Source organism: Gloeocapsopsis sp. IPPAS B-1203, assembly GCF_002749975.1.
Classification (GTDB): domain Bacteria; phylum Cyanobacteriota; class Cyanobacteriia; order Cyanobacteriales; family Chroococcidiopsidaceae; genus Gloeocapsopsis.
Map to the genome: position 1 here is coordinate 147470 of NZ_PEIG01000007.1, position 26993 is coordinate 174462.

Annotated in this window: 25 protein-coding genes; 10 read left to right on the plus strand and 15 right to left on the minus strand. The window is 42.3% G+C overall.

The genetic code is table 11. The features are described from left to right. Positions 1-939 (minus strand): DUF4335 domain-containing protein, encoded by a 939-nt coding sequence (locus tag CSQ79_RS14345; RefSeq protein WP_099701855.1) that lies wholly within the window; start codon positions 937-939, stop codon positions 1-3. Next, positions 936-1562 (minus strand): DUF3038 domain-containing protein, encoded by a 627-nt coding sequence (locus CSQ79_RS14350; protein ID WP_099701856.1) that lies wholly within the window; start codon positions 1560-1562, stop codon positions 936-938. Before CSQ79_RS14350 ends, CSQ79_RS14345 begins: the two co-directional genes overlap by 4 nt. 480 nt (positions 1563-2042) lie before the next feature. Between CSQ79_RS14350 and CSQ79_RS14355 the strand changes: the two genes are divergently transcribed. The 4 genes from CSQ79_RS14355 to CSQ79_RS14370 all read left to right on the plus strand — a co-directional run bounded on the left by CSQ79_RS14355 (position 2043) and on the right by CSQ79_RS14370 (position 4548). After that, positions 2043-2564 (plus strand): adenine phosphoribosyltransferase, encoded by a 522-nt coding sequence (locus CSQ79_RS14355; protein WP_099701857.1) that lies wholly within the window; start codon positions 2043-2045, stop codon positions 2562-2564. 56 nt (positions 2565-2620) lie between these two features. Then, a complete protein-coding gene (locus CSQ79_RS14360) occupies positions 2621-3667 on the plus strand; it encodes an ABC transporter permease (RefSeq protein ID WP_099701858.1) in 1047 nt (348 codons plus the stop codon). 63 nt (positions 3668-3730) lie between these two features. Then, positions 3731-4024: a hypothetical protein gene (locus CSQ79_RS14365; protein ID WP_099701859.1), complete on the plus strand. Its 294-nt coding sequence runs from the start codon at positions 3731-3733 to the stop codon at positions 4022-4024. 155 nt (positions 4025-4179) lie between these two features. Beyond that, positions 4180-4548 (plus strand): low temperature-induced protein, encoded by a 369-nt coding sequence (locus CSQ79_RS14370; RefSeq protein WP_099701989.1) that lies wholly within the window; start codon positions 4180-4182, stop codon positions 4546-4548. Positions 4549-4719: 171 nt separating this feature from the next. On the opposite strand, the gene CSQ79_RS14375 is transcribed toward CSQ79_RS14370, so the two are convergent. The 3 genes from CSQ79_RS14375 to CSQ79_RS14385 all read right to left on the minus strand — a co-directional run bounded on the left by CSQ79_RS14375 (position 4720) and on the right by CSQ79_RS14385 (position 7137). After that, positions 4720-5070 carry a DUF1257 domain-containing protein gene (locus CSQ79_RS14375; protein ID WP_015187595.1) on the minus strand — a complete coding sequence of 117 codons (351 nt, stop codon included), beginning with the start codon at positions 5068-5070 and terminating at the stop codon, positions 4720-4722. 144 nt (positions 5071-5214) lie between these two features. Beyond that, positions 5215-6726: a stress-responsive protein Ycf46 gene (gene ycf46 / locus CSQ79_RS14380; protein WP_099701860.1), complete on the minus strand. Its 1512-nt coding sequence runs from the start codon at positions 6724-6726 to the stop codon at positions 5215-5217. 75 nt (positions 6727-6801) lie between these two features. Next, positions 6802-7137 carry a slr0373 family blue light stress response protein gene (locus CSQ79_RS14385; RefSeq protein WP_099701861.1) on the minus strand — a complete coding sequence of 112 codons (336 nt, stop codon included), beginning with the start codon at positions 7135-7137 and terminating at the stop codon, positions 6802-6804. A gap of 363 nt (positions 7138-7500) precedes the next feature. Here CSQ79_RS14385 and CSQ79_RS14390 point away from each other — a divergent pair, with 363 nt between their 5' ends. Together CSQ79_RS14390 and CSQ79_RS14395 are read left to right on the plus strand one after the other, a co-directional pair. Then, entirely contained in the window at positions 7501-8649 is a 1149-nt protein-coding gene (locus tag CSQ79_RS14390) for a UDP-sulfoquinovose synthase (RefSeq protein WP_099701862.1), read from the plus strand. 94 nt (positions 8650-8743) lie between these two features. Beyond that, positions 8744-9880, plus strand: a complete 1137-nt coding sequence (locus tag CSQ79_RS14395) for a glycosyltransferase family 4 protein (protein WP_099701863.1) — start codon at positions 8744-8746, stop codon at positions 9878-9880. Between the two features lie 25 nt (positions 9881-9905). On the opposite strand, the gene CSQ79_RS14400 is transcribed toward CSQ79_RS14395, so the two are convergent. Further along, on the minus strand, positions 9906-10169 hold the full coding sequence (locus tag CSQ79_RS14400; RefSeq protein ID WP_099701864.1) for a DUF7219 family protein: 264 nt from the start codon (positions 10167-10169) through the stop codon (positions 9906-9908). 250 nt (positions 10170-10419) lie between these two features. Beyond that, a complete protein-coding gene (gene radA / locus CSQ79_RS14405) occupies positions 10420-11937 on the minus strand; it encodes a DNA repair protein RadA (protein ID WP_099701865.1) in 1518 nt (505 codons plus the stop codon). A gap of 173 nt (positions 11938-12110) precedes the next feature. Here radA and rpaB point away from each other — a divergent pair, with 173 nt between their 5' ends. From rpaB to CSQ79_RS14420, 3 genes are read left to right on the plus strand one after another with little or no spacing between them, the layout of a single operon-like run. After that, complete coding sequence (rpaB, locus tag CSQ79_RS14410; RefSeq protein WP_099701866.1) at positions 12111-12839, plus strand: response regulator transcription factor RpaB; 729 nt, start codon at positions 12111-12113, stop codon at positions 12837-12839. Positions 12840-12868: 29 nt separating this feature from the next. Continuing rightward, complete coding sequence (locus CSQ79_RS14415; protein ID WP_099701867.1) at positions 12869-13534, plus strand: cofactor assembly of complex C subunit B; 666 nt, start codon at positions 12869-12871, stop codon at positions 13532-13534. 3 nt (positions 13535-13537) lie between these two features. Continuing rightward, positions 13538-14059, plus strand: a complete 522-nt coding sequence (locus CSQ79_RS14420; protein ID WP_099701868.1) for a DUF456 domain-containing protein — start codon at positions 13538-13540, stop codon at positions 14057-14059. Positions 14060-14192: 133 nt separating this feature from the next. Here the strand turns inward: CSQ79_RS14420 and CSQ79_RS14425 are convergent, their stop codons facing one another. The 8 genes from CSQ79_RS14425 to folK form a co-directional block, all read right to left on the minus strand. Continuing rightward, positions 14193-16178, minus strand: a complete 1986-nt coding sequence (locus CSQ79_RS14425; RefSeq protein WP_099701869.1) for a S8 family serine peptidase — start codon at positions 16176-16178, stop codon at positions 14193-14195. A gap of 504 nt (positions 16179-16682) precedes the next feature. Then, positions 16683-17525, minus strand: coding sequence for an alpha/beta fold hydrolase (locus tag CSQ79_RS14430; RefSeq protein WP_099701870.1), 843 nt, complete (start codon positions 17523-17525; stop codon positions 16683-16685). A gap of 17 nt (positions 17526-17542) precedes the next feature. After that, complete coding sequence (gene nblS / locus CSQ79_RS14435) at positions 17543-19501, minus strand: two-component system sensor histidine kinase NblS (protein WP_099701871.1); 1959 nt, start codon at positions 19499-19501, stop codon at positions 17543-17545. Between the two features lie 43 nt (positions 19502-19544). Further along, a complete protein-coding gene (gene purD, locus CSQ79_RS14440) occupies positions 19545-20834 on the minus strand; it encodes a phosphoribosylamine--glycine ligase (RefSeq protein ID WP_099701872.1) in 1290 nt (429 codons plus the stop codon). Between the two features lie 111 nt (positions 20835-20945). Continuing rightward, complete coding sequence (locus tag CSQ79_RS14445) at positions 20946-22388, minus strand: cryptochrome/photolyase family protein (RefSeq protein ID WP_099701873.1); 1443 nt, start codon at positions 22386-22388, stop codon at positions 20946-20948. Positions 22389-22509: 121 nt separating this feature from the next. After that, entirely contained in the window at positions 22510-23133 is a 624-nt protein-coding gene (locus CSQ79_RS14450; RefSeq protein ID WP_099701874.1) for an NUDIX hydrolase, read from the minus strand. Positions 23134-23297: 164 nt separating this feature from the next. After that, entirely contained in the window at positions 23298-23852 is a 555-nt protein-coding gene (locus CSQ79_RS14455; RefSeq protein ID WP_099701875.1) for an NUDIX hydrolase, read from the minus strand. 71 nt (positions 23853-23923) lie between these two features. Then, on the minus strand, positions 23924-24409 hold the full coding sequence (gene folK / locus CSQ79_RS14460) for a 2-amino-4-hydroxy-6-hydroxymethyldihydropteridine diphosphokinase (protein ID WP_099701876.1): 486 nt from the start codon (positions 24407-24409) through the stop codon (positions 23924-23926). A 279-nt stretch (positions 24410-24688) separates the two neighbouring features. Between folK and CSQ79_RS14465 the strand changes: the two genes are divergently transcribed. Next, positions 24689-26992, plus strand: coding sequence for a transglycosylase domain-containing protein (locus tag CSQ79_RS14465; RefSeq protein ID WP_099701877.1), 2304 nt, complete (start codon positions 24689-24691; stop codon positions 26990-26992). Position 26993 lies beyond the last annotated feature (1 nt).

Below are 26993 nucleotides of genomic sequence, written 5' to 3' on the forward strand. Positions count from 1 at the left end.
CTAGCCTTGCCAGGGAGTAACCTGCAATATTCCATTGCGACCAAACACTACCCGAAACTGCGCGATCGCTTCTTGAACTGCATCTGCAGTTGTCACAGGATAAATAAGTAAATCAGGTAGTGGAGTTTGCTCAATTGCATCATTAGCGACTGCATCAATAGATCTGTATCCTACAATTGTTCCGTTAGCTGTGGCACTCACGCGATAGACCAAATCTTGCTGTACAGAGCGATTCCAAAGGTGATTGATACGGTTGTAGAGCTTTTGTTGTGCAGATGCGATTTGTTCAGTATCAGCGATCGCACTCACTAAATGATTGCTACTCGAACTTGATTGTGGTTGAGGTTCTTCGGGACGTCGAACTTCGGGAATGGGGACGAAAAAGAAAGCGATCGCAGCCAGCGCCAAACTCGAAACTCCGATAGCTGCTGGTACTGCTTGTTTAGTTAATTGTGGCGTATGTCCAGCGTAGCGCTTAGATACAGGAGCAAGCTGCAATGACATTGTGGGGATAGTCTGGCTATCTGCAAAGAATTGATCGACGGCTTCTACTAAATCAAACAGTTGCACTGTCGTTAACTCAATTGCGACAGGGGCTTGAGTTGGATCTGAGCTAGGATTTGATTCGTTAGAGTGGACGACTAACCGATGATGGCTGCGATCAATCTGTTGCAATTGCACTAAACCTGAGTTGCTATGCGCTTCAGGATGTGGAACTTTACTTAAAAATTCTTGAGCGTAACCGCTGACAGTATTAACCAATCCCTCAAAGAAATCTCTTCCTCCCGTCAAAGGTTTAGCACCTGCTATATGACACTCTGCATTCACAAGCATAGATATGACAGGTCTGACACTAGGAGATTGCTCACTTGGAGCGCCCAAACCTTCTACGAATAGAGTGCAATTTGGCAAACTGTACTTACGTCGAATTGTCGTCATTCTACTTCCCCATCAAACAAACTCATCCAAAGTCTTTGAGTTCCAGCAGTACCAGTACAAAAGAGTAATTGAGCTAACAAATTTAGCGCGAGTTCATTTAATTTTTCATCTGAGTTGTAAGCTAAGACTCCTGAGCGTCGAGGGTTCATGCGACTACGAAAATGTGCCCGAAAGCGTTCTAAATAGTGCGATAGGCGCAGGTTTTGTTCAAGGGGAATTTGCTTATCGCTCATTTGTTGATAAGCCAGCAATAATTGCCGTAGTAGAACTGTCAAGCGTCTTGCCAGGTGACAGGCAATGACAACAAGAGCTTTTGCCTCAACAATTCTTAAGGGACGGCGTGTATGTGCTCTTCGTAATGAATTTGTACTGCGCATTCGCCACAAATTCACCCGATTTTTGATGATTTCTTGAAGTTCTAGTTCTCGTGCTACATCCAGAATAGCTTCAGAACCACCTATTTCTAAAGCTTCAATTGCTAGTAAAATCAAGTCAATTTGCAAACAGGTGCGACGCGGGCACCCTTTTTCTTCAATAGGTGGCTCAGGTAAATAATCCAAAATCAACGGATTTGACTGGATAGCAGCAGTGTCTATTGGTACTACACTCACAGAAGCATTCATTTTAACAAGCGATCTCGGGTGAAGAGGAAATTTGGCATACAAACCTCCACTAGATTGCCAAATTACAGGACAAAACGTCCACTTTTGGCACGGGGGCAAAATTCCCCTACTGGTTGAATTGACGGATCTTGAGTCAATTAGATCCTAACTTTCCAACAATTGGATAGGAGACTTAAGATTTGTCTCCTGCAGTTCACAATCTAAATCGAGATTTAGTAGCTCTCAGTTTTAGAATCGTCTACTAAACTGCAAATGTCAGCAAGAATTCAAATTTATCTAGATATCTAGTGTACGATTTTTCAGGCACTATTGAAGAATTACAAGTCAGGACTACAGCTTTGATTGAACTCCTCCATAGTAGATGGCGTTAAGCTAGCAGAACCTATATTTAACAACTTCGTCCTACTTAATAAAAGAAGTTGGCTCTTGTTAACGATTCTCAAATGCCACTTTACATTAACTTACCTTGGCAACACGCTTATGGATCTCAAGTCCCTAATTCGTGATATTCCCGATTTTCCTAAACCTGGAATTTTATTTCGAGATATTACAACTCTTTTGCGCGATGCAGATGGATTGCGTTACACAATTGACTCCCTAACTGACAAGTTTCTAGCAGCAGAGCTGAAAGCAAATTATGTTGTAGGTATGGAGTCGCGTGGCTTTATTATTGGCGCGCCTTTAGCTTATAAATTAGGTGCTGGCTTTATTCCAGTGCGTAAACCTGGTAAATTGCCTTCTTCGGTTCATGCTGTAGAGTATCAACTAGAGTACGGGATGGATCGGCTTGAGGTGCATCAAGATGCTTTACAGCCAGGTAGCCCAGTTTTAATCGTTGATGATTTACTGGCTACTGGAGGAACTGCAAGTGCAACCGCAAAATTAGTACAACAAATCGGCTGCCAATTGATTGGCTTTGGGTTTATTATCGAGCTACGAGATTTACAAGGGCGGAAACAGTTGCCTGATAGTGTACCAGTCTTTTCACTCGTTGAATATTGATAGCACGAACGATATTGTTTTAAATTCACTCAGGCTAACTAACTGCGGATTGCGATATGACTTTGAGTAGGGGTTCTTCGATTACAGGCTGGGGCTGGCTGAATAGGTTAGTTGATAGTGAAACGGTTGTTTATGTTATTAAGCGTCTATTACAGGCACTACTAACGCTATTACTGGCATCAGCGCTGTCTTTTTTTATTATTCAACTTGCTCCTGGTGATTATCTCGATACACTGCGGCAAAATCCTCAAATCTCACCAGAACGGATTGAAGAACTACGCCAGCAATTTGGCTTGGATCGATCTTGGGTTGAGCAGTATGGGCGCTGGCTGTGGCGAATAGTTACGCAAGGTGATTTTGGCACAAGTTTTGTGTATCAGCGGTCTGTCGCTTCGTTATTGTGGGAGCGTATTGGTGCAACTTTGTTACTAGCAATCGCTTCTTTGATATTGACTTGGGCGATCGCTATTCCACTTGGTATTATTGCCGCTGTCAAACAAAATCACTGGGTGGATCGTCTCTTACAAGTTCTTAGTTATACTGGACAAGGGTTTCCGAGCTTTATTACTGCTCTGCTACTTTTAATTCTTGCCCAAAACACGTCACCACTTTTCCCTGTTGGTGGAATGACGAGTATTAACCATGCTGACCTTTCTCCGTTGGGAAAAATCTTAGACATTGGTTGGCACATGATTTTACCAACTATTGCCTTGAGTATTACCAGTTTTGCTGGTTTGCAGCGCATTACTAGAGGCGAATTATTAGATGTTTTGCGACAAGACTATATTCAAACTGCCCGTGCTAAAGGACTTCCAGAAAACCGCGTTATTTATGTTCATGCCTTACGCAATGCAGTCAATCCACTCATTACAATTTTGGGGTTTGAACTAGCAAGTTTATTAAGTGGTGCATTTATTGCGGAGTTTTTCTTCAATTGGCCTGGCTTGGGACGACTTATTCTCCAAGCCGTTTTAGCACAGGATTTGTATTTAGTTATGGCAAGCTTGACTATGGGTGCTGTCATGCTAATTGTCGGTAATTTAATGGCAGACCTCTTGCTGAAGGCTGTAGATCCAAGAATTCGCTTAGAAAATATAAATTAAACCAATCTAGAGTTAAGAGTCAAAAATACTTTGACAGCCTAAGATAGCTCCTGAGTATCGCTTATGTCGCAAATATATTATCTCATCCGCTCTAGAGCCGACGGACGCTATCTTGTCGCCCACCCCCGTGTTACCAGTACAAGTAGTGCAGAAAACGGTTATTTGTTGATGTTTCGCGAGGATTTTGATGCACTCAGCTATCTTAATACTCACGGGGCAGACGTAGCGAACCAATTTGCTGTAGAATCAGTTGCTGAAAGTCAAATCGGTAGTTTACTTCAAAGATGGGGTTTTTTCGGCGTAGGTATTGTGCAAGACCCTTTGTTGCCTAGAGTAGAGTTCTTAACTAACTTCTAGGCTGCAACTCGCTGATTAACATATCTATCTTGCTGTAGATGTATCTAAAGAAACAATTCAAGATACAACTACTAGTAGTTGTATAGGATTGTGCTTAGTCTTATCCTGTTAATAACCTAGTAATGGTCAATCGCTACAACCAGGAGAAACTTGGTATGCGCTCTATTCGTTTTAAATTCTCTGCTTTACGTCCAGTTCGTGTTTTGATGGCTATCTGTGCTTGCGTTTTTTTAGTATTCTCAAGCGCTGCACCTGCTTTAAGTGACACTCCACAGCCAAAGGCTGCTCCTAGCGCACCTCAACAAGGTGAGGCAAATCTTACATCAATTGAAAAAGAAGCCCAAAAAGCAGCAATGGACGATCCCTATTCTCGAAAAGACACTCAAGTTAAAGCCAATGAAGGTCTCAATGAAATTCAAGGTGCTGCTGATGCCGATAAAATGAGTCGTCCGGAAAATGCTCAGGCAACATCAGTTGAAGAAAAGTCAAAGAGTTTCCTAGAAGCTTTGACAGGGAAAAAATAGCAATTAAGTCAATTTAGCTCTAGCTTAGTTGTTAGTGGTTATCACTTGACATATAAAAAGGGTAGAAACTTCCTACCCTTTTTTAGTTATTGCTAAAGGAATATACAGCAAAAAAGGGCTAACCTGTGTTTTCTTGGGTTAACCCGCATGCTTGGGAACGCGTTGTGCAATTTATTGCAGTACCAACTTAACATTGGCATTTTGTAAGCCGCGTTGTTTAACTTCAGCTAAGGTCTTGTTGACAGCATACTTTTGATTAATCGAGTTGATTAACTCAGTTTGATTGTGCTTTTTAGCAACGCCCCAAAGGTCAGCAATTAAGTCGAAAGAACCATCGCTATTGCGAGACCAACCGAGGTCATACTCACCTTCTAATACTGCAACTAAGTCAGCACGGACGCGCTGACCATTGTAGCCACGTACATCTGCTTCTGTTTTGGTGGTGATACCTAGATCGCGCAGGGAAGCTTTGAGGATTTCTACATCGGTAATTTTGGTGCGCAGGGTGCTAAAGTGAGACATTCTGGTTTCCTCCTAAAGGGATTGAGAAAAACAACGTTTGGGATCAGAAGATGCCGCTTTGGTTTTGGGAAGTTGTCATTGCGGCTTTGAACTAACTGCTAGCAATTGCTAGCCTTTCCTCCTGTTGGTAGCAGGAGAAAGCTTTTAAAACTCCATACGCTGGTATTCAGCGACGGAGGCTGCTGCGGGTCGTGCGCGCTGCCTTGCCCAATCTCTTAGGGCTGTTACCTGCTCAGTCATGGTACGTGATAGTGGCAGCGTAGCTTTAATCGCAGCAATAATGTCAAGTTGCGTAAACTCGCGATCTTGAGCGAAGGCTTCGTACATCGCAGCAATCAACGCTTGCTCGATTTCTGCACCAGAAAATCCATCAGCAACCTTTGCAAGTTGCTCAAGATCAAATCGCGAAATATCTCGTTTACGCTTAACAAGGTGAATTTGGAAGATCTCTTTACGCTCCTCGGCATTGGGGAGATCGACAAAGAAAATTTCATCAAAACGACCTTTCCTTAAGAATTCTCCTGGTAGACGTTCTACTCGATTGGCAGTTGCCATTACAAATACAGGAGAGGTTTTCTCTTGCATCCAGGTGAGGAAAGAACCAAAGATTCGGCTAGATGTACCGCCGTCAGAGTCAGCAGAACCGGTACCACCAGCAAAGGCTTTGTCGAGTTCGTCTATGAAGAGAATAGCTGGTGAAATTGATTCGGCTGTTCTTAACGCATTACGTAAGTTCGCTTCAGATCTTCCTACCATAGAGCCATCGTACACTCTACCCATATCAAGGCGGAGTAAAGGTAAGCCCCAAAGCCGAGATGTCGTTTTAGCAATTAACGACTTACCGCAGCCAGGTACTCCTAGAATCAGCATCCCTTTAGGCTGAGGCAATCCATATTCTCTCGCTCTTTCTGTAAAAGCATTAGAGCGTTGTTTTAACCATCTTTTAAGTTCTTCTAAGCCTCCCACCGCTTCTAGAGTTTCGTCTTCTTCAATAAACTCTAGAATGCCATTACGGCGGATCAACTGCTTTTTCTCCGATAGAACGATATCTACTTCGTTCTCAGTTAGCTGACCTTTAGTATAAACCTGCGCTTTGCGGTAAACTTTTTCTGCTTCATCTCTAGTTAGACCTAGCGCTGCTTTCAGTAACTTTTCTCTAGCTTCGGTGCTGAGCCTGCGATTGCGGCTTTGTTCTAGTTGTCGTGACAAAACATCATTGAGTTCTGTCATATCCGGAAGTGCGAAATCAAGAACGACGACTTCCTTTTCTAACTCAATAGGAATTTGTTGTAACGGCGATATTAAAATAATGGTTTTCTGCGTGCCTTTGAAACTCGCGATCGCATCTCTTAACCATCGTGTTGTTGCTGGTGAGTCAACAAAGGGATGTAAATCTTTGAAAATAAATATACTTGCTTCTCTTTGACGAATTACCCACTCAACAGCTGCTTCAGGTGATACAGTATTATGCTGTGTTATGTTCCTGGGTTGACCATACTCAACAATACCGTGGGTAACTGTCCATACAAATATTCGCCGTTGTGGTCGCATTTGGGCGATTGTCGATATTGCCTGCTCAGCCCGTTCTTCCTCGGAGGTTACAAGGTAGATTAGAGGGTATTGAGCTTGTATTAAGACGTTTAGCTCTTCTTTCATTGCCGTCGACCTACTTGGAACCTTAAGTTGATGCAGACAAAAATCTGGAATTTTAACTACTCGGTCTTCAAACCCCTAACAGGGTACTAGTTCTTCACCTTGTGGACTCGCTCCTACTTGAGGTACCTGCTCCACAGGGATTTCTTCTCTGATCCCAGGTTGTTCGCCTACCGGAGCCATCTCACCGTCACGCATCACAAGCGGTGTTTCGCACTCTGGGCAATGGTATAGCCGATAGTTTCTACCATGCTTTGCTTCCACTTCTTCAACCACGTCGGAATGATTGAGGTAAAAAACGATTGCTTTTTCTGCAAGATCGGACATTGGCTCTGAGTCTATTGCGGATCGAATTTTTAATTTTCGATGCAATTCCGGCGACAAATACAAAGTAACTTTTTGCTTAGCTTGCATATAACTCTTGAGTGGTCTTACCCGGGTATGTATATCACGTTATCGACTCTATCATTAGTTGTCAAGACAGTAAAACGTTTTGACGTCAATATTGTTATATATCTTAATATTTAAGCTCAAGGAAATAGTTAGGGTAAAAGTTAGAGAATTATGTGTAAAAAAGTTTGATGATTCAAACTTTTAATCATAAGTCATGACCCTTAGCCGCCAAATGGCAGTTTGACAGCACTTGCTGCAGTTGAGAAACCTGCTGATGTAAACGGCACTTTTCGATTTTGATCGTCAGTTACGCATTAATTTGGTTTATAGGGGTCACAAACCTGATAGATTTAGCGAAGATCAGCGAGTTAGCACAGTTTGAAGATGAAAGTCCTGGTTATTGGTGGTGATGGCTATTGCGGTTGGGCAACCGCACTATACCTTTCTAATCGAGGGTACGAAGTTGGCATTTTGGATAGTCTGGTACGGCGGTACTGGGATCTGGAACTAGGTGTGGAAACCCTGACTCCAATTGCGCCGATAAAACAAAGGCTACAGCGATGGCATGATTTGACGGGAAAATCCATCGACTTGTTTGTTGGCGATATTAACAATTACGATTTTCTCAATCAGGCGTTGCATCAGTTTGAACCAGACGCAATTGTCCATTTTGGCGAACAGCGTTCTGCTCCATTTTCTATGATTGACCGCGAACATGCTGTTTTGACACAAGTCAACAATGTCGTCGGTACGCTGAATTTGTTGTACGCTATGCGGGAGTTTCCTGACTGCCATTTGGTGAAATTGGGAACAATGGGCGAATATGGTACGCCAAACATTGATATTGAAGAAGGCTATATCACAATTGAACACAACGGACGTAAAGACACACTACCTTATCCAAAACAACCAGGTAGTATGTACCATCTCAGTAAAGTTCACGATAGCCACAATATTCATTTTGCTTGTCGAATTTGGGGATTAAGAGCAACTGACTTAAACCAAGGTGTGGTTTATGGCGTGTTGACCGAAGAAACAGGTATGGACGAGTTGCTGATTAACCGCTTAGACTACGATGGTATTTTTGGTACAGCACTCAATCGTTTTTGCATTCAAGCAGCAATTGGTCATCCGCTGACAGTTTACGGTCAAGGAGGTCAAACTCGTGGTTTCTTGGACATCCGAGATACTGTACGTTGTGTAGAAATTGCGATCGCTAATCCAGCAGCAGCGGGAGAATTCCGCGTGTTTAACCAATTTACTGAACAGTTCAGTGTTGGGGACTTAGCATTGATGGTGAAAAAAGCTGGACAATCACTAGGATTGAGTGTTGACATCAATAACATAGACAATCCCAGAATTGAAAAAGAAGAACATTACTTTAATGCTAAAAACACAAATTTACTCAACCTAGGATTGCAGCCGCATTACCTTTCAGAAGCACTGCTGGACTCGTTACTTAACTTTGCAGTCAAGTATCAGCATCGTGTTGACCGCAACCAAATTCTGCCTAAAGTTTCTTGGCGGCGATAGACGCTAGGTGAGAAGTTAGGTTTCCTGAAGTCAGAATACTGACTAATCCTTGCCTCTCCCTAGCTGATAGCCCCTACTCCCTAGCCTCTAATATATGCGAATCGCCCTATTTACAGAAACCTTTTTGCCTAAGGTTGATGGCATTGTCACGCGCTTAAGCCATACCATTGATCATCTCCAGCGTAATGGCAATCAAGTCATGGTGTTTGCACCTGATGGTGGAATTGCGGAATATAAGGGAGCTAAAGTACACGGTATTTCAGGCTTTCCCTTGCCACTGTATCCAGAGTTAAAACTGGCGCTACCTCGACCTGCAATTGGTCAGGCGTTGGAACACTTTCAACCGGATCTAGTTCATGTTGTTAATCCAGCAGTTTTAGGTTTAGCTGGGTTATTTTACGCCAAAACCCTCAAAATTCCCTTGGTTGCTTCTTACCATACGCATTTGCCACAATATTTACAGCATTATGGTTTAGGAATGCTCGAAGGCTTTTTATGGGAATTACTCAAAACAGGTCATAACCAAGCGGAAATTAATTTATGTACTTCGACCGCTATGATGCAAGAATTAGCTGCACATGGTATCGAGCGAGTAGCGTTGTGGCAAAAAGGTGTAGATACAGAATTATTTCATCCTGACTTGGCAAGCAGAGAAATGCGATCGCATCTCAGTCAAGGTCATCCAGAAAGTCCTTTGTTACTTTATGTTGGGCGATTATCAGCAGAGAAAGAAATTGAACGCATTAAAGCAATCTTACTGGCGATTCCAGAAGCTCGTTTAGCATTAGTAGGAGATGGACCACATCGTTGCGCTTTAGAAAAGTACTTTGCCCAAACACCTACTCATTTTGTAGGTTATTTAACTGGAAAAGATTTGGCTGCAGCGTTTGCTTCTGCGGATGCCTTCGTTTTTCCTTCTCGGACAGAAACATTGGGATTAGTATTACTGGAGGCAATGGCTGCAGGATGCCCTGTTGTAGCAGCTAATTCAGGGGGTATTCCAGATATTGTCACTTCAGATGTCAACGGTTATTTATTTGATCTTGATGACGATAATCAAGGAGCGATCGCTGCCACCAAGCGCTTACTGGAACAACAACAGCAAAGAGAAATAATTCGTCAGAATGCCCGTACCGAAGCAGAACACTGGAGCTGGGGAGCAGCTACGCGCCAATTACAAGATTATTATACCAAAGTATCGTCGCGGAACTTAGCTAGCTTGATTTGCTAAACCTTGGCATTCTATCGTGACTAATTTATATTGAAGGATTCTCGGAATCATCTTGAAAAGGATTTTCCCCAACACCCAGTTGCTTTTTCGTGCGTTTGAGATCCTTCCAAAGTGCATGAATTTGTTTGTATGACTCTTCAGGAGACATTTTCCCAGCAGTTTCTAGATTACATATGTAGCTAACGCGCTGGGCAAACTCTTGGAGATTGGCATTAAAAATCAAATTCTCCGGCTTGACTTTGCCATAGTAGCGACTGCGCGGATAGAGAAAATCAGATTGGTTCACCATCGCAGATCCTATTTTGCTAAACGCCTTTATCTATCTAACATCAAGTCAAGCAAACAACAATACGGATCTCACCTATAAATTGTTAGATCGCCGTCACTCTAATTGTTAGATTTTTACCAGTACTACTTAGTATATTGCAGGTTTGTTAACCTTGTCATAACCAAAAGTTAACTTTTCCTTATCCTTATAAGGAGGAGACTTTGTAACAAAGTTACTCTTCATTGGTTTCCTTAGAGTCTAAAGTTTGTATTTACTGCTCATCATCATCAAGTAGCAGAGAGTCTTGTAAGTGTTGTGGAGGAATAGCCGCAATTATGGCGTCGAGAACTTTAGCGACAGGAACAATTTCTAAATTAACGTCTGGAAGATTTTGTCCTTTAGGAACAATGGCACGTTTGAAACCAAGCTTAGCAGCTTCTTTTAAGCGGAGTTCCATTTGAGAAACAGCCCGTAATTGTCCACCTAAACCAACTTCTCCAATTAAAACTGTTCCAGGATCGACAACGCGATCGCGAAAAGATGCGACAACAGCAATTGCGACTCCTAGATCGACGGCAGGTTCTTCAACGTTCAAACCACCTGCAGAAGCAACATAAGTGTCTAACTTAGACAGCGGAATGCCGACTCGTTTTTCTAATACTGCTAAGATTTGTAACAAACGGTTGTAATCTACACCGGTTGTTGAACGACGAGGAGAAGCATAACTTGTAGGACTGACTAAAGCTTGTAACTCGACAACAATTGGGCGCGTACCTTCACAAGCAACAACAATTGCAGTTCCAGGTGCAGGTTCATCGCGATTACCTAAAAATAATTCAGAAGGATTTGCAACTTCGCGCAATCCGCTATCAATCATTTCAAAGATGCCAATTTCATGCGTTGCACCGAACCGATTTTTGACAGTTCTCAACAGCCGATGTGAAGCAAAGCGATCGCCTTCAAAATATAAAACAGTATCAACCAAGTGTTCTAAAACTTTAGGTCCAGCGATTGCTCCTTCTTTGGTAACATGACCAACAATCAACATTGTTACATCGTCACGTTTGGCAACTTGCATTAAAGCCGCAGTGCACTCGCGGACTTGTGCAACAGAACCAGGAGCCGAAGTCAGTGTAGGAAAATAAACTGTTTGAATACTATCTATTACGGCAACATTCGGTTTAAGCGAGTCAATTTCTCTTAAAATTTCTTCAAGATCAGTTTCAGGTAATACATACAAATCTGCACCAACCGCTATTTCAGTGGCAGTGGCATTGTGTTGTGATAAATTGCTATTTGCTTCTTTGTTATTTGGCTCATTAACTAGATTTGATACTCCTAAACGTGAAGCTCTAAGTTTTACTTGTTGTCCTGATTCTTCTCCACAAACATAAAGTATGCGATACTTTTGTGCGAGTTGATTTGAAACTTGTAAAAGCAAAGTTGATTTACCAATTCCAGGGTCTCCCCCAATCAAAACTAAAGAACCAGGAACAATGCCTCCACCTAGCACTCTATCAAGTTCACCATAGCCAGAAATCCAGCGTGTCACGTGGCGATCGCTAATTTGAGCAAAAGTAAGTGATGCCCTTGGCTTGGCAGGTTTTGCTGCAGATTTGTGATGACTTCGGCTAATTTGTAAACCGGCACGACTAGGTATTGCTGATGTTGTTGACTCAATTTGTTCTTCTAAAGAATTATAGGTTCCACAGGCAGGACATTTACCAAACCACTGAGGAGACTCTGCACCACATTCATTGCAAACGTAATAAGTTCGAGGCTTCGGCATTGGCTATTTACTAAGTGTTAAAATATGTTTAGAAAACTGAAAGTTTAAAAAAAATTAAAATCAATTTTTAGCAGAAAATTCGCTCTTTTTTAATACACAAATCAGGTAGAATCTTAAATTAATGGTACTAAAAATTAAGTTTCATAAAATCCAATTAAGGAGCGCGAAGAAGATTGGAAAGTCATAAAGAAAAAATTTTGGTAGTGGATGACGAAGCAAGCATACGTCGTATTTTGGAAACTCGACTGTCCATGATTGGGTATGACGTTGTTACAGCAGCTGACGGGGAAGAAGCATTAGATACATTTCGCAAAGCTCAACCCGACTTAGTTGTTCTTGATGTCATGATGCCCAAGTTAGATGGCTATGGAGTTTGCCAAGAGCTGCGTAAGGAATCAGATGTCCCAATTATTATGCTAACAGCCCTAGGAGATGTCGCAGATCGCATCACTGGGCTAGAGTTAGGTGCAGATGATTATGTTGTCAAACCGTTTTCTCCTAAAGAACTCGAAGCAAGAATTCGTTCTGTATTGCGGCGAGTAGATAAAACAGGTGTGACAGGAATCCCAAGTTCCGGTGTGATTCATGTTAGTCAATTACGTATTGATACAAACAAGCGCCAAGTTTACAAAGGAGACGAACGAATTCGGTTAACAGGAATGGAATTTAGCCTACTTGAGCTACTTGTAAGCCGTTCGGGAGAAGCTTTTTCTCGGTCAGAAATTTTACAAGAGGTTTGGGGTTACACTCCAGAAAGACACGTAGATACTCGCGTAGTAGACGTTCATATTTCCCGCTTGCGAGCTAAATTAGAAGACGATCCAAGCAATCCTGAACTGATTCTCACTGCTAGGGGGACAGGTTATCTTTTTCAACGCATCATTGAACCAGGAGAGGAGTAAGGTAAAAGCTAACTGCTAATAGCTGTATGATGGTTAAACCAGATCAACATCGATTTTTCCGGCTGCTACCAATTATTGTTGGTGGATTGGGAGGAATATTATTGCTAATCAACCGTTTACTGACGCCGGAGTTGAACGGTTCACAAGCACGCGCAGATGCGTTAGGGATAATTTTAAGTGCTGGGTTAATTCTAACTGGTTTACTGTGGCAGCAAATTACACCGCGATCGCCTGATATCGTCACTTTAATCGGTCAAGAAGGGTTTGAAATAGCACAATTGCCAGAAGCAGTCGCAACAGAATTAGCTTGGGCATCGCACTTGCTATTAACAAATACAGCAACGCGATCGCTCATCGTCTTCTATCAAGGTAAAGTGTTATTACGGCGCGGAATTCTAGGCAAAAAATCAGAAGTCAAACCAGGAGCGATTTTACAACGAGTGCTAGACAAGCACAAACCTGTATACTTGGTTGATTTAAAGATATATCCAGGAAAAATTGAGTTTGACTATTTGCCAGAGAACACTCAAGGTGTCATTGTACAACCAATAGGTCAAGAGGGAGCTTTAGTTCTAGCGGCTAATGCGCCTCGTAGTTATACTAAGCAAGACGAAAGTTGGATTGCTGGAATTGCAGATAAGTTGAGTGTCACTCTAAAAAACAATACAAACCACACCGCTGCTGTCTCTGGATGAATTATGTTAATTCTGTATTGGGTATTAATTGCTCTGATGATTGTTGGCGTAATTGGGGCTGTGGTTCCAGGAATTCCTGGAACCAGTTTAATTTTAATGGCAATTATTATTTGGGGAGTTGTACAAGGCTCTTTAAGTAGCATTATTGTACCACTCGTCGTGGCGATCGCTGTCCTACTTGCAAGTATTGGAATTGAGTTTTTAGCAAGTTATTGGGGGGCAAAACGCGCAGGTGCAAGCAAGTGGGGGCAAATAGGTGCAATTATTGGTTTAATCTTAGGTTTTTTAGGCTTATTACCAACTTTACCTTTCGGCGGACCTCTACTTGGTATTTTACTCGGACCTTTACTTGGTGCAATTATTGGCGAATATTTTTATCAACGTAGTTGGCGATTAGCTGTTAAAGCTGGAGTAGGAATTGTTGTCGGTTCTTTAGTAGGAAATTTAATTCAGGGAGCGTTAGCAATTGTTACTTTAAGTGTTTTTATATTGACAACTTGGTCGCAAATTGCTGGAGTTTATTAACTTTTGAGAGGGCTTGTTGTTTTCTTAAGATTAGTTGCAGTTGCTCGGTTTTAATCTAACGCGAACATTACGAGTGTTGATATTGTATAAGTGCCAGGACGTTCAAAAACTCCTGCATAGATCGCGTTTCCTTTTACACAAATATCGAACGACCGGAATAAAGACTAGCTAAGTCAGAACTACGCTGTAGTGCTGATGCGCGACGCACCGCAGCGTCAGCATTGACTAATCCATAACCAAAAGTATTATTTCTACCAGGCGTTCCTAAGTCCATTGCTGTGTCTATTAAGATTTGACGTACTTGTCCTCCTGACAAGGTTGAATTAACACTCCATACTAAGGAAGCAATTCCAGCCACATTAGGATTAGCACCCGATGTTCCACCGAAAAAGCGCATATTACCCAACTTGTCCATTGCTGGAGAATCTGTCGCTGCCATGAGTGTCAAATTAGAACCACGGTTAGAGTAACTAGCAATATTTACTGAGACAGCATTTGTCAAACCATTAATTGTCGTCGTAGCACTTGTGTTCCTAAGTGCTCCAACAGAAATTACATTATTATGCGTCGTTTCTAATTGAGCAACGCCGCTTACACTAGTTAAATAGCTAGGATCAGAAAGATTTCCACCAGGACCACCATTACCCGCTGCAATAGCAAAGATAGCAACATCAGAATTATCTCGAATTAATTGTTCAAGTTGCTCTCGCGTACCGCCACTATTAAACCAATTACCTTGAATTCCACCTTGGAAAACTACTTTTTGATTCCTAGCCCGCGCATAGCTAATCGTATCTCTAATTGCTTGCTGTAGAGATACACCTCGATATACATCGTTTACATACACACTGCTATTCCAGTTAATTCCTGAAATACCAGAGGCATTGTTGGCAGTTGCAGACATGATACTAATCGCAGAATGTCCATGTCCGTAATTGTTGAAGTTGTCATCATCACTAGGATCAGTAATCAAGCGATTTGTTGAAATATCAGCAATGCCTCCAGCAGCACCAGCTGCTGTTAAAATCCCTGTATCTAAAGAAGCTAGTAAGACGTTGCTAGTTCCTTGAGTAAAGCGCCATGCGCTACTTACATCAGATATGTGTAGGTTCCATTGAGAGCCAAAGAAGGTATCGTTAGTGCGTACTTCCAGTTCAAAGGTTGAGGAGTCCGTAAAGCGCAGTCTCTCAATACCTTGCAAGTAAATTTCTCGACCATCAGCAAGATTTATGTAATCGAAGGCTGTCCCTCCAAAAACTGCTTGGTTAGTCGTTGAGCCAGACAATGGATTAAAAGCAGCAAGGCTCATGCCATTGATACTTGTGATATGAGAGGGAGAAATTCCAGACAGATTCAACGTGTCTGTACCACCTCGTCCTATAATGACGGCACCTGTGCCCAACTCTGCTGTGTAGTTTATGGTTTCACCTGCAAAAGTGCCATTAGTCCGATTCCAAGACAGTACCTTCATTGCTTGAGACGCAGAAGAAAACTCTTGACCATTACTAGTGCGAACAATTGCACGCAGTTGATAAATTCCTCCAGTAAAGTTGGAAAAGCTGGCAAGGTTTATTAACTCATTAGATAAATTAGCTTGATTCCAAGATCCTAGAGTCGAGACAACGCGATCGCTTCTTAGTACCTCTAAGCGGACATTTGATAAAGAAACTGCGTTTGCTAAGTTATAGCTGAGGCGTAAAGCTCCACTTTCAAAAACACTAGTGGCAGTATTATCTCCAGAAGCATCAAAGACACTAAAGTTAGTAAAAATAGGATTAATGCTTGTAGTGCTTAATGGATTGCTACTACCGTCTGGCGGGTAACTTGTAGCATATAGATAATTATCAAATGTTGAATGTGGAATTTCTTGAACTTCCTGACTGACACTCATCTGAGTTAATAAATCATTATTGTGAAAGGCGCTTGCCTCGATTGGATTGGTGAGGTCAGTAGGAGAATAAGTTACAGAACGACTCGATCTATTATTGGCACGGATCAATGGCTCAGCCAGTTCTGAAGTCGTACTGGGCGATATTACTGATAAGTTTGGCTCTGAAGTAAGAGAACTATTAGGAATATTTGAGCTAAAGCTTTCTAATAGCTTTAAGTTGTACGACATCTTTTATTTTTCGGATAGGTAGATCAATATTTCTCAAATTTTTAAAAAAATGAGAGAAGCTAATAGCAAACAGTTAAATGCCTGTATGAAGACAGAATTTTTAGCGCCAAACTCTTGTAAGCGCGATCTATTGAGTTAGATAACCTTTGAGATCAGTGTGCTTTACAATGAGATTTTATTGAAGCTTATACATATAATCAATAGTAATTTAACAAGCATTTTGAAGATAAAAATAAAAAAATATTGTTTTTTTGTATGAATTGTTTAAAGATTTGATTAAGAAAAGAACTTTGAAAAAGAAATAATCTATCCTAAGTGATAGGAATAAAATGGAATAACTGTAACTGAAAAGCAATGAAGCTCTACAATGAATACTTTGTAGCTGTTATACCAACTCTCCACAAAGCACTTAGTCATAAATACTAAGCAAATAAATTCACAGCTAAACAAAATAAGTCCACCTCTGTGGACTTATTAATAAAGCTCGAACTACTACTAGACACATCAAGTGGCACGACGCAAAAATAATTGTAGTAAATCGCCAACTTTTTCTGACCAATGTTCTTGGGGATAGTGTCCTGCTTCAGGTATTTGGACAAGTTCGACATTGTTTAAAGAATCGACAGTATCCTGGACATCAGTTATTGACAGCCAAGGATCTTTTACTCCCCAGATAACCATCGTTGGTTGTTGCCATTGTTGTAAGCCGGATGCAATTTCAGCGAGTGATGATTGGAGTTGAAGATTGCGTACAGTAGCCAAAAGCGATCGCCCAGCAGCAGAACTTGTCAAAAAAGGTTTGCGGTAAACATTGAGTTCTTTCTCGCCTATTTGATAGCGACTACCACCTTCTAAAGTACGATCAACTAAAAGTGGATCTTGTGTTAGCATGTCGCCCATAAAAGGAAGTCCTAATTGCTTTAGCTTCCACGGTAGTTTGGCACTTGGAGAAACGGGTGCATTAAGAATTGCTAAGCGTTCAATTTGCTGAGGATGGCGTAAGGCGTATTGTAAACCAACAGAACCTAAAAAACCTTGCACGACTAGGGAAAAGCGCGGAATTTCCAATGCTTGGATGAATTCAGTAAAAGCAGTGACAAAAGCGTCTGGGGTGTAAGCAAAATCACGCCGATCGGGCTTAGCAGAAAAGCCAAACCCAATCCAATCAGGAGCGATCGCGCGAAAACCTTTTTCTGCCAGAGTAGGCATTATTGCTGTCCAGATGTAGCTTTGGGCAGGAATACCATGCAGTAAAAGCACTGGTGGCTTGTTTAAACTCTGACTCGGCTTAGTTTCTCGATAAAACCATTCCAATGAGCCTACTTTAATTTGATTTTCAGTATTCACCGTGCCTAACCCTCGTGCTAATTGTCATCTGCTGTCACGGTTGACGAATTTTCTAAAATTGCTTCTTGAAACACAGCAAGATCAAACCAAAACGTTGTACCTATGCCAACCTCACTGACTAAGTGTACGCTGCTATGGTGCTTATCAATGATGTTTCTAACAATTGATAGTCCTAACCCTGTTCCCTCAAGAGTATGAACGCGGTTTTCTACCCGAAAGAAACGACCAAAAATTTTCTCTTGATGTTCGGGATCAATTCCCATCCCTGTATCTGAAATTTCGATACGAACTTTCCCTGTGAGTGGGTGAGGGTTAAGCAGAGATACATTGTGTTTTGATTTAATGCTCTCTAGTAAATAAGCGCGAATCACAACCTTGCCACCTGCATTAGTAAATTTCAAAGCATTACCTACTAGATTAGTAAACACTTGCAGTAATAAGTCATAATTTCCTAATACTGGAGGTAGCTTTGGCTCAATTTCTTGAATTAATTCTATACCTTTATCTTTAGCATTTAATTGATAATTACGCAGAGTTTGATCGATGGCTTGAGCAACATCTACTGCATCAAAATGATAAATGCGGCACGATTCTAAACGCGATAAATCTAAAACATCATTAACGAGACGTGTCAGACGATCAGTTTCATTGTTAGCAGTTTGAAGAAACTCACGGCGCTGTTCTTCATCGAGATCTTCGCCGTAGTCGTGTAAGGTTTCAATATAAGTTTTGATATTAAACAAAGGTGTTCTTAACTCATGTGAGACATTACTGATAAACTGACTTTTAGCTTCATTAAGTTCGACTTCACGAGTGATATCTTGCACCGTCATAGCAATACCTTTGAGGCTTTCTCGATATTGATCGAGAACTGTTGTCAAAAGAATCCGAATTGTGCGACTTGTAGGTTGATTGAGAGAAATGCGAAACTCAGCACTGTCACGATCGCCTGATGCAAGTTGATACAAGGGACGTGATAATTCCATCTGTAGTACTGGCGGCAAATGATGCAAAACATTACTACCAACTACAGGTGCGCTATCCCAACCAAACATTCGTCTTGCAGTCGGATTCACTAATACTACATGAATATCAGTGTCGAGCAAGATTGCACCATCAGCAATTGTGGAAACGAGTGTTTCAAGCTTTGCTTTTTGTGCGGTTAATTCTTCAATATTTTGTTCTTCATAGCGTTCTAAACGCTCTGCCATTTCATTAAAACTAAAAATTAACTCTTTAAGTTCGCCACCAACTGGTAAATCAATCCGCTGCTTAAAATTTCCCGCAGCAATGTTTTTGACTCCGACAAGTAGTTCTTTGATTGGTTTAGTAATATATAGCGCATTGAAAACCGCACCGAGAATTACCATTACCCAAATTGAAATAAATACGGCGATCGTGACATCCCGCGTGAGATTAGATGATGTGATGACAGTAGGATTGGGGTTTGTACCAATTGCTAAAACACCTAAATATGTACCATTGTGTGTTAAAGGCACAAAAACATCAGTCACAATACCATCAGGCGTACGATGCTGCCGCACCATTGGTAATTCTGCATTGGCAGCGTAGTCATCTGGCAGTTGAATGCGGCGCTCAATAGTTAATGAGTTTTGCACCTCCGAATCCCAGAAAGGTATGCCAAAGAAGATTTTGCCAGACTCATCAGCGTAGAGCATATAGCGCACGCTTGAGGTACTACTATAGAAGCGTTGTGAGAATTGGGCGACTTCTGTCAAATTATCTTCAGCAATTAGAGGGGCGACATTAGACCCCAGCAACAGACCAAGATCGCGACCAAAGCGAGTATCGTTAAGACGGGCATCTTGTTGAATGGTATTGACTGCCCAGAAAGTTAGACCGCTCATGATCAATGAAACCACCAACGTGGCAGCAGCCATTAGCTTAGTCTGGAGTGTAAACTCTGACCACCAATGGGCGATCGCTTCGCGAATTTTCTGCAGTAAAGCTAGCATCTTCTGTAAGTTGTTAGTGGTGGCTTCTGTTAAAACCTAACAACTAAAAATTAACAGCTTTTGATTTGACTCGGTAGCCAATATCACGCCGATAGTACATTTTCTCAAATTTAATGCAATTAACTGCTTGATAAGCAAGAGCGATCGCTTGTTCAAAGTTATCACCAGTTCCAGTGACTCCTAAAACTCGACCACCATCTGTGACGAGGGAAGGGGTGAGGGATGTAAGTTGGGTTCCAGCGTGGAAAACGTTTGCGCCTAATGCTTCTGCAGAGTCAATACCAGTAATGACTTTTCCTTTTTCATAAGTTCCAGGATAGCCGCCTGCAGCAATCACCACACAAGCTGATGCACCTGTTTTCCAAGCGATGGGAGGCATTTGTGCTAATCGCTGTTCTACACAAGCAAGTAATAAATCTTCCAAAGGTGTTTCGAGGAGCGGTAAAATTGCTTGAGTTTCAGGATCGCCAAAACGACAGTTGAACTCTAAAACTTTGAATTCCCCGTTGGGACTGATCATTAAACCAGCATAAAGTACGCCGCGATAGTCAATTCCCTTGTTTTTGAGAGTTGCGATCGCGCTTTGTAAAACTTTTGCTTCAACTTCTGCCATTAAATCTGAGGTGACAATGGGTGTAGGCGCATACACTCCCATGCCGCCGGTATTCTCCCCTGTATCACCTTCCCCGATGCGTTTATGATCTTGTGCAGGTAAAAGGGGGCGAATTGTTAAACCATCAGTGAGAGCTAAAACCGAGGCTTCTTGACCAGTTAAGCATTCTTCGATGACGACAAATTCCCCTTTACCAAATTGCCCTTGAAAAATGGCTTCGATTGCGCTGTGGGCTTGATCAATAGTTTCGGCAACTGTGACACCTTTACCAGCAGCTAAACCATCAGCTTTGACAACAATCGGTGCTCCTTGGGATTTTACATAATCTTTAGCAGCGGCAGCTTGATGAAATATGACGGCTTTTGCCGTGGGGATTTTTGCTTCTTGCATTAAAGCTTTTGCCCACGCCTTACTTGCTTCAATTTGTGCGCCAGCGCGTGTTGGACCAAACACTTTCGTTCCTTGGCGCTGTAAGTAATCTGTGATTCCCAGTGCCAGAGGAACTTCAGGACCAACGACAACCAGATCGATGTTATGCGATCGCGCAAATTCTCCGATACCATCAAAGTCTTCAACACTCAAAGGCAGATTTTGACAGCGTTCTAGCATTGCTGTCCCACCATTACCAGGCGCACAAAAGAGTTCAACTTGTGGCGATCGCAATAGTTTCCAAGCGATCGCGTGTTCGCGCCCTCCACTACCGATAACTAAGACTTTCACTTTAATCCTCGTGGCATTTTGGTAAATGGTAAATGGTAACTGGTAATTGGTAGTTGTTTTACTGCATTTTAGTTTACTGCCAGTTGAGCATTAGTCATCATTAATCTCCCTTTAACCAATTACCGAGTACCCTTTTTGCTGTGCGTAAATTGCTTTAAACTGTCTTTGTTGCAGTTTGTGATCCACAATTGGTAACGGATAGCCGAGAGCTTCTCTTTCTTGTTCAGAAATATTGCCACTGAGTAAATACTCGGTGTCTACCGAGCGTAATTCAGGCACCCATTGCCGAATATATTCGCCTTCAGGATCGAACTTTTGAGCTTGACTTGCAGGGTTAAAGATGCGTACAGGTTTGGGGTCCATGCCACTGGATGCACTCCACTGCCAGCCACCATTATTTGCTGAGAGATCGCCATCAATGAGTCGTTGATAAAAGTATTTTTCCCCTAAACGCGGATCGATTAACAAATCTTTAGTAAGGAAATTTGCCACAATCATGCGACAACGGTTGTGCATCCAGCCACTTTCGTTCATCTGACGCATGGCTGCATCGACAATTGGGTAGCCAGTTCTACCTTCGCACCAGGCTTGAAAAAGTTCTTCGTTGTTTTCATAAGGAAAATTTTTGAAAGCTTCGCGATAAGCTCCTGTTGCTAATTCAGGAAAGTGATACATTGCGTGTTGGTAGAATTCCCGCCAAGCCAGTTCTTGTTGCCAAGCGCGGATACTTGTATCAGTTTCGTCACTGCGGCTATTTTCTAATACGGCGATCGTTGCCGCCCACACTGTGCGAATGCCAATTGCACCAAATTTGAGCGCGGCGCTGAGTTGAGATGTTCCATCAATGGCAGGAAAATTCCGCTGTTCTTTGTACTCAGTAATCGCTTTGTAGGTAAATTCTTCTAGCCTTTCCTGCGCTGCAATTTCGCCTGGGGCAATGATTAAATCGCGATCCCAAATAAATCCTAAATCTTTAGCTGTGGGAAGTGGAATAACTCCTGCTTGCTGCGCAGTTTCTTGTTCTGCTGATGTTAACCCTGTGACACCTTGTAAAGTTGCTACAGGTTCAGCTTTGGGTTTACTGCTCCAGTTGCGCCAAAAAGGAGTAAATACAGTATAAGGCTGGTTAGAACCAGTGTAAATTTCATCAGGAGTGTGGAGAATTTGATCCCAGTTTTCGTGTAAAACTTGAATGCCCTTTTCTTTTAGAGCCTCCATCACAGCGCGATCGCGTTCTTGAGAATACGGCTCAACATCCCAATTCCAGAATACAGCTTGAGCATTCAACGCTGTGGCAAGCCTGGGAATCGCTTGTACGGGGTGATCGTGAAGAATGAGTAATTCACTACCAACTTCTGTATATCGCTGTTGTAGGGCTTGTAAACACCCAATCATGTAAGTTACGCGCACGGGAGCGACGTCATCGCGTTCTAGAATGTTGGGATCGAGACAAAACACCCCAACGACTTTTTGATGCTTGCTTGCGGCGGCTAGTCCGGTATTGTCTGAAATACGCAAATCACGACGGTGCCAGAATAAAGTTAAATTAGACATTAGGATTTAAAAATAGTTCTTTTGTACTAATAGTTTAAATGCTGTTAGCATCAGTTAATTGGGTTGATTCAGATCTTGGTTGTGAGATGAGTATCTTACTAGCTGCAAGAACATCGAACATCTAGTCAAAATCTGCTTGCCAATCAGGATTTCGATAATGCTCAAACAGACGCGCAATTTGGGAAGGAACAACGCGAGTGAGTGAAAGTTCTGGAAGATTTTGCTTTGCAAAGAAGGCTGCTTCTGATGTTTCTGTGCTTTCTGCTGGGCTACCACCAATTAATTGACATTGAAAAAAAAGTTTGTAGACGTGATGTCGTAGAGGTGGATGTCGATGACGCGGATGATTGCGATCGTATATTGCTAATAGTTTGACAATTTGTGTGTGATAACCTGACTCTTCGTACACTTCACGCACAACTGCATTGCTGGGTGATTCTCCTACATCAACCCATCCTCCAGGCAATGTCCAGCAGCCATCCTCGCGTTCTTTAACCAAAAGAATTTGATTATTATGAAAGACAACACCTCTAACGTCTATCTTAGGAGTTGCGTAACCTTCTTCTTTGCTAAATAAATCGCAGACATATGTTGGTATTTCATGAGCGTAAGTTGCCATGATATCAGCTGCAATTTGACGTATTTGCTGGTATCGTTCGCTATCGTAGGGACTTTGACTGTAAGTAAGTCCATTTTGCGCGATCGCCTGCAATTTTTGTGACCATTCCAGCCACTTGAGGCTCATAATCATCTCCTTTATGTACAGCCTAGCCTGGCGACTTCAGTCGCGGCTTAAAAACGAAGTCCACCTTCGTGGACTCATACCAATAAAAATTAGGTTTTACCCAATGAAATAAGCTATTTTCTATATAGCTGCGGTGTCGTGTGCCGAGTTTCTCAAGATTGATGCTAAATTTGATTCAAAAATGGTTTTGCCAGCAAGAAGCTAGAAATTGATTTAGCATCAACTGCTTCGCCATCTAAAATGGCTTGTTCTAATTCTTGTGGAGCCATCAGTACAGTTTCCATATCCTCATCGATATCTTGATGTGGTGGCTGTTCTAGTAATTCTAAATCCTGTGCTAAGAAAGCATAAATGACTTCATCAGAATACCCTGGAGCTAGGAAAAATTGTCCTAATTTTTGCCATTGGTGAGCGCGGTAGCCAGTTTCTTCTTGAATTTCTCTTTGAATTGTCTTAAAAGGATCTTCGTTAAGTTCTACGGTACCTGCTGGAAACTCTAAAAGTCGTCCTTGTACTGCAAAACGGTACTGTTTGAGAAGAATCAGCTTACCTTCTGGGGTGATAGGTACAGCTAGCGCACCTCCTGGATGACGAATGCATTCCCAGTCTCCTTCTGCTTGATTAGGGAGGCGCAGACGACTCACTTCAAAATCAAATTTGCGTCCGCGATAGTAGAGATGCTGTCTGAGTAGTTGTGGAGGTTCTTTACCTGGGGGCATAAGCGAGGGGCTAGGAGTGAGGGGTTAGGGGCGAGGGGATCAATAATTATGTTTAACTCGTTAATACGATTTCAAAGACGAATAACACCAGAACAGTCTACCTCTTGAACGAGTTGGGCGATCGCTTTACCGGATACAGGTTCAATCCAATTCGGAGCAATTTCTGCTAAAGGTACTAACACAAAGGCGCGATCGCGCATACGTGGATGGGGAATTTGCAGTGTTGGAGTATCAAGAATGAAATCGTCGTAAAGTAGTAAGTCAAGATCGAGCGATCGCGGTCCCCAGCGTTCTCGCCGTATTCTACCGAATTGAGCTTCAATATCCAATAGAATTTCTAGTATTAACTGTGGAGCCATTTGTACTTGCAACACAACACAGCCATTAATATAATCTGGTTGTGGTGGACCAACAGCAGCGGTTTGATACCAGCTTGATTGAGCTATTAAAGTGATATGAGGCGTAGCGCTTAAACTTTTTAATGCAGCTGCTACGGTATTGCGAGAGTCTCCTAAATTACTTCCCAGTGCGATCGCACATAAACCATGTGTCTTCAACTTCTACTATCCTGTCACTCATTAGATCAAATCTATTCACCTCAACTCTAACCATGCCACTAATCACCGGTAAAGTTGGGGCTAATGAATTTCTGATTTTTAGCTGCTGTGCGTTTTGATATTGATTTCTTGATCTCTACTCCACCAGCGAAAACTCAGTTTCAGTTGCTCGATTCACAACGTTGCTTTCCATCAAGTCGTAAAATAGACAAAAAATAAAATAACTAATAAATGGGCTGCATTTGAAATGGAGTGAAGCGAGGAAGTAACGTGCCAAATATGCCCTGGTTTAAGGAACAAGAAGCAATCCGTAACACTGAACCAGCAAAAAAAACTAAGACAACTCCAAGTCGTCAGCAACTTCCCCGCCGGAAAATTGCCAAAATTGTGACTCAGATCAAGCAACTAGTGTCCTCATCTACAGGAAAGCACCCGCAACATCGTCGTTCGCTTTGGTTTATTGGTATTGGGGGTAGTGCGATCGCCTTAGGCGGAATTTGGTTTTCTATTGAGCAAAGTTTGCCTCAAACAGCAGAACTATTTACGGTGGTACGAGATGAAACTCTAACGATTAAAGCTGCCGATGGTACTATTCTGCAACAAACTGGACCAGCAACTCGCGAACAACTCAAGCTAGCAGAAATTCCTGAGCCATTAGTGCAAGCATTTATTGCTTCAGAAGATCGCCGTTTTTATCAACACAATGGGATCGACTACCAAGGAATTGCTAGGGCAACACTGTCTAACTTGCGCTCTGCCAACGTTGTGGAAGGTGGTAGTACGATTACACAGCAGCTTGCCAGAATTCTGTTTTTAAATCAAGATCGCACAATTTGGCGCAAACTGAAAGAAATTCGGCTCTCGCAGAAAATAGAAGCAAATTTAACCAAAGAACAGATTCTAGAGCGCTATCTCAACTTAGTATATTTAGGCGAGGGTGCGTATGGCGTTGCAGATGCTGCATGGGTGTATTTCAGTAAACCAGTAGACGAGCTGACTTTACCAGAAATGGCAATGATTGCGGGTTTAGCCCCTGCCCCAAGCCGTTACTCGCCAGCAGTAAATTTAGCAACAGCACAACAACGGCGGAATTTAGTCTTACAAAGAATGCGTGAGGATCAAGTACTTGATGCAGCAACCGCAACTGCAGCAAGAACTGCACCGATTACTCTCAATACCAATTTACCCAAGCGCCTCCAAGTTACAGCACCCTACTTCACAACTTATATCCAAAAGGAATTACCCAAGTATGTTGCGCCAGAAGTCATTGAAGCGGGTGGTTTAATTGTCGAGACAACATTAAATGCGCAGTGGCAAAATGCAGCAGAGACAGCAGTCAAGAACACCGTCACAAACAATGGTAGGTGGCAAAATTTTGAGCAAGCCGCCTTGGTAGCAATTAATCCTCGCAATGGTGAAATTAGAGCTTTAGTAGGTGGAAAAGACTTTGAGAAAAATCAGTTTAACCGCGCTACTCAAGCACAGCGTCAGCCAGGATCGACATTTAAAGGCTTTGTCTATACAGCAGCGATCGCTACAGGACTTTCTCCTTACAATTCCTACTTGGATGCTCCTTACATCGTCGAAGGATACGAACCAAAAAACTATAGCCGTGAGTTTCGTGGTTGGCTAACAATGCGGGATGCTTTGACAAGTTCGATTAATACGATCGCAGTTAAGGTCCTGATTGACGTAGGCTTTGATCCCGTGATTAAACTCGCACAACAAATGGGAATCAAGTCACAACTACAACCGATGTACTCGCTTGCACTTGGTTCATCTGAAGTTAATTTACTCGAACTCACAAGTGCTTATGGTACGCTTGCAACTCAAGGCATGCACGTAGAACCACACGGAATTCGCCGAATTCTCAACCGGAGTGGAGAAGTTCTTTACAGTACTGAACATAAACCAAAGCGAGTTTTAGATCCAGGTAGCGCGGCAATTACAACTTGGATGCTACAAAATGTAGTGCAAGCAGGAACCGGACGCCCTGCATCTTTAAATCGTCCTGTTGCTGGAAAAACAGGAACTTCAGATGAATCACGCGATCTCTGGTTCGTGGGCTATATTCCGCAACTTGTTGCTGGGGTTTGGCTAGGAAACGATAACAATGAACCAACTTGGGGTAATAGCGGTACTGCTGCTGCTACCTGGCGTCAATTTATGATGAGCGCAGTAGAAGATATCCCAGTAGAAGATTTCTCAGAACGTCCAACTTTAACAGGGCGCAAGGGTAGTATTAAGGCACAACCGATTAAACCGAAGCGAGTTTCAACGAGGAGAAGACCTTCATCTAACAGAAATTCTGATTTGAGCAACAACCGTCGCAGAAGTTATCGCCGCAATCAGTCAGAAGCAATCGCACCTCAACCTAGAAGGCGATCGCGTCGTCGTAACGAACGCCCAGCCTCACCTCCTGTCAATCCAGGAAGCGCTCAAACACCTACACCACCGCAAGGAGAACTACGAGAACGTTTACGCAACCTGCGCCAGTCTGATACTCCAAGAAAAGAGCTACCTCCAGCTAACAGTTCTTCTGGAACGTCTGATGCTGGTTATGTTGTACCGACGAAAGAGTGAT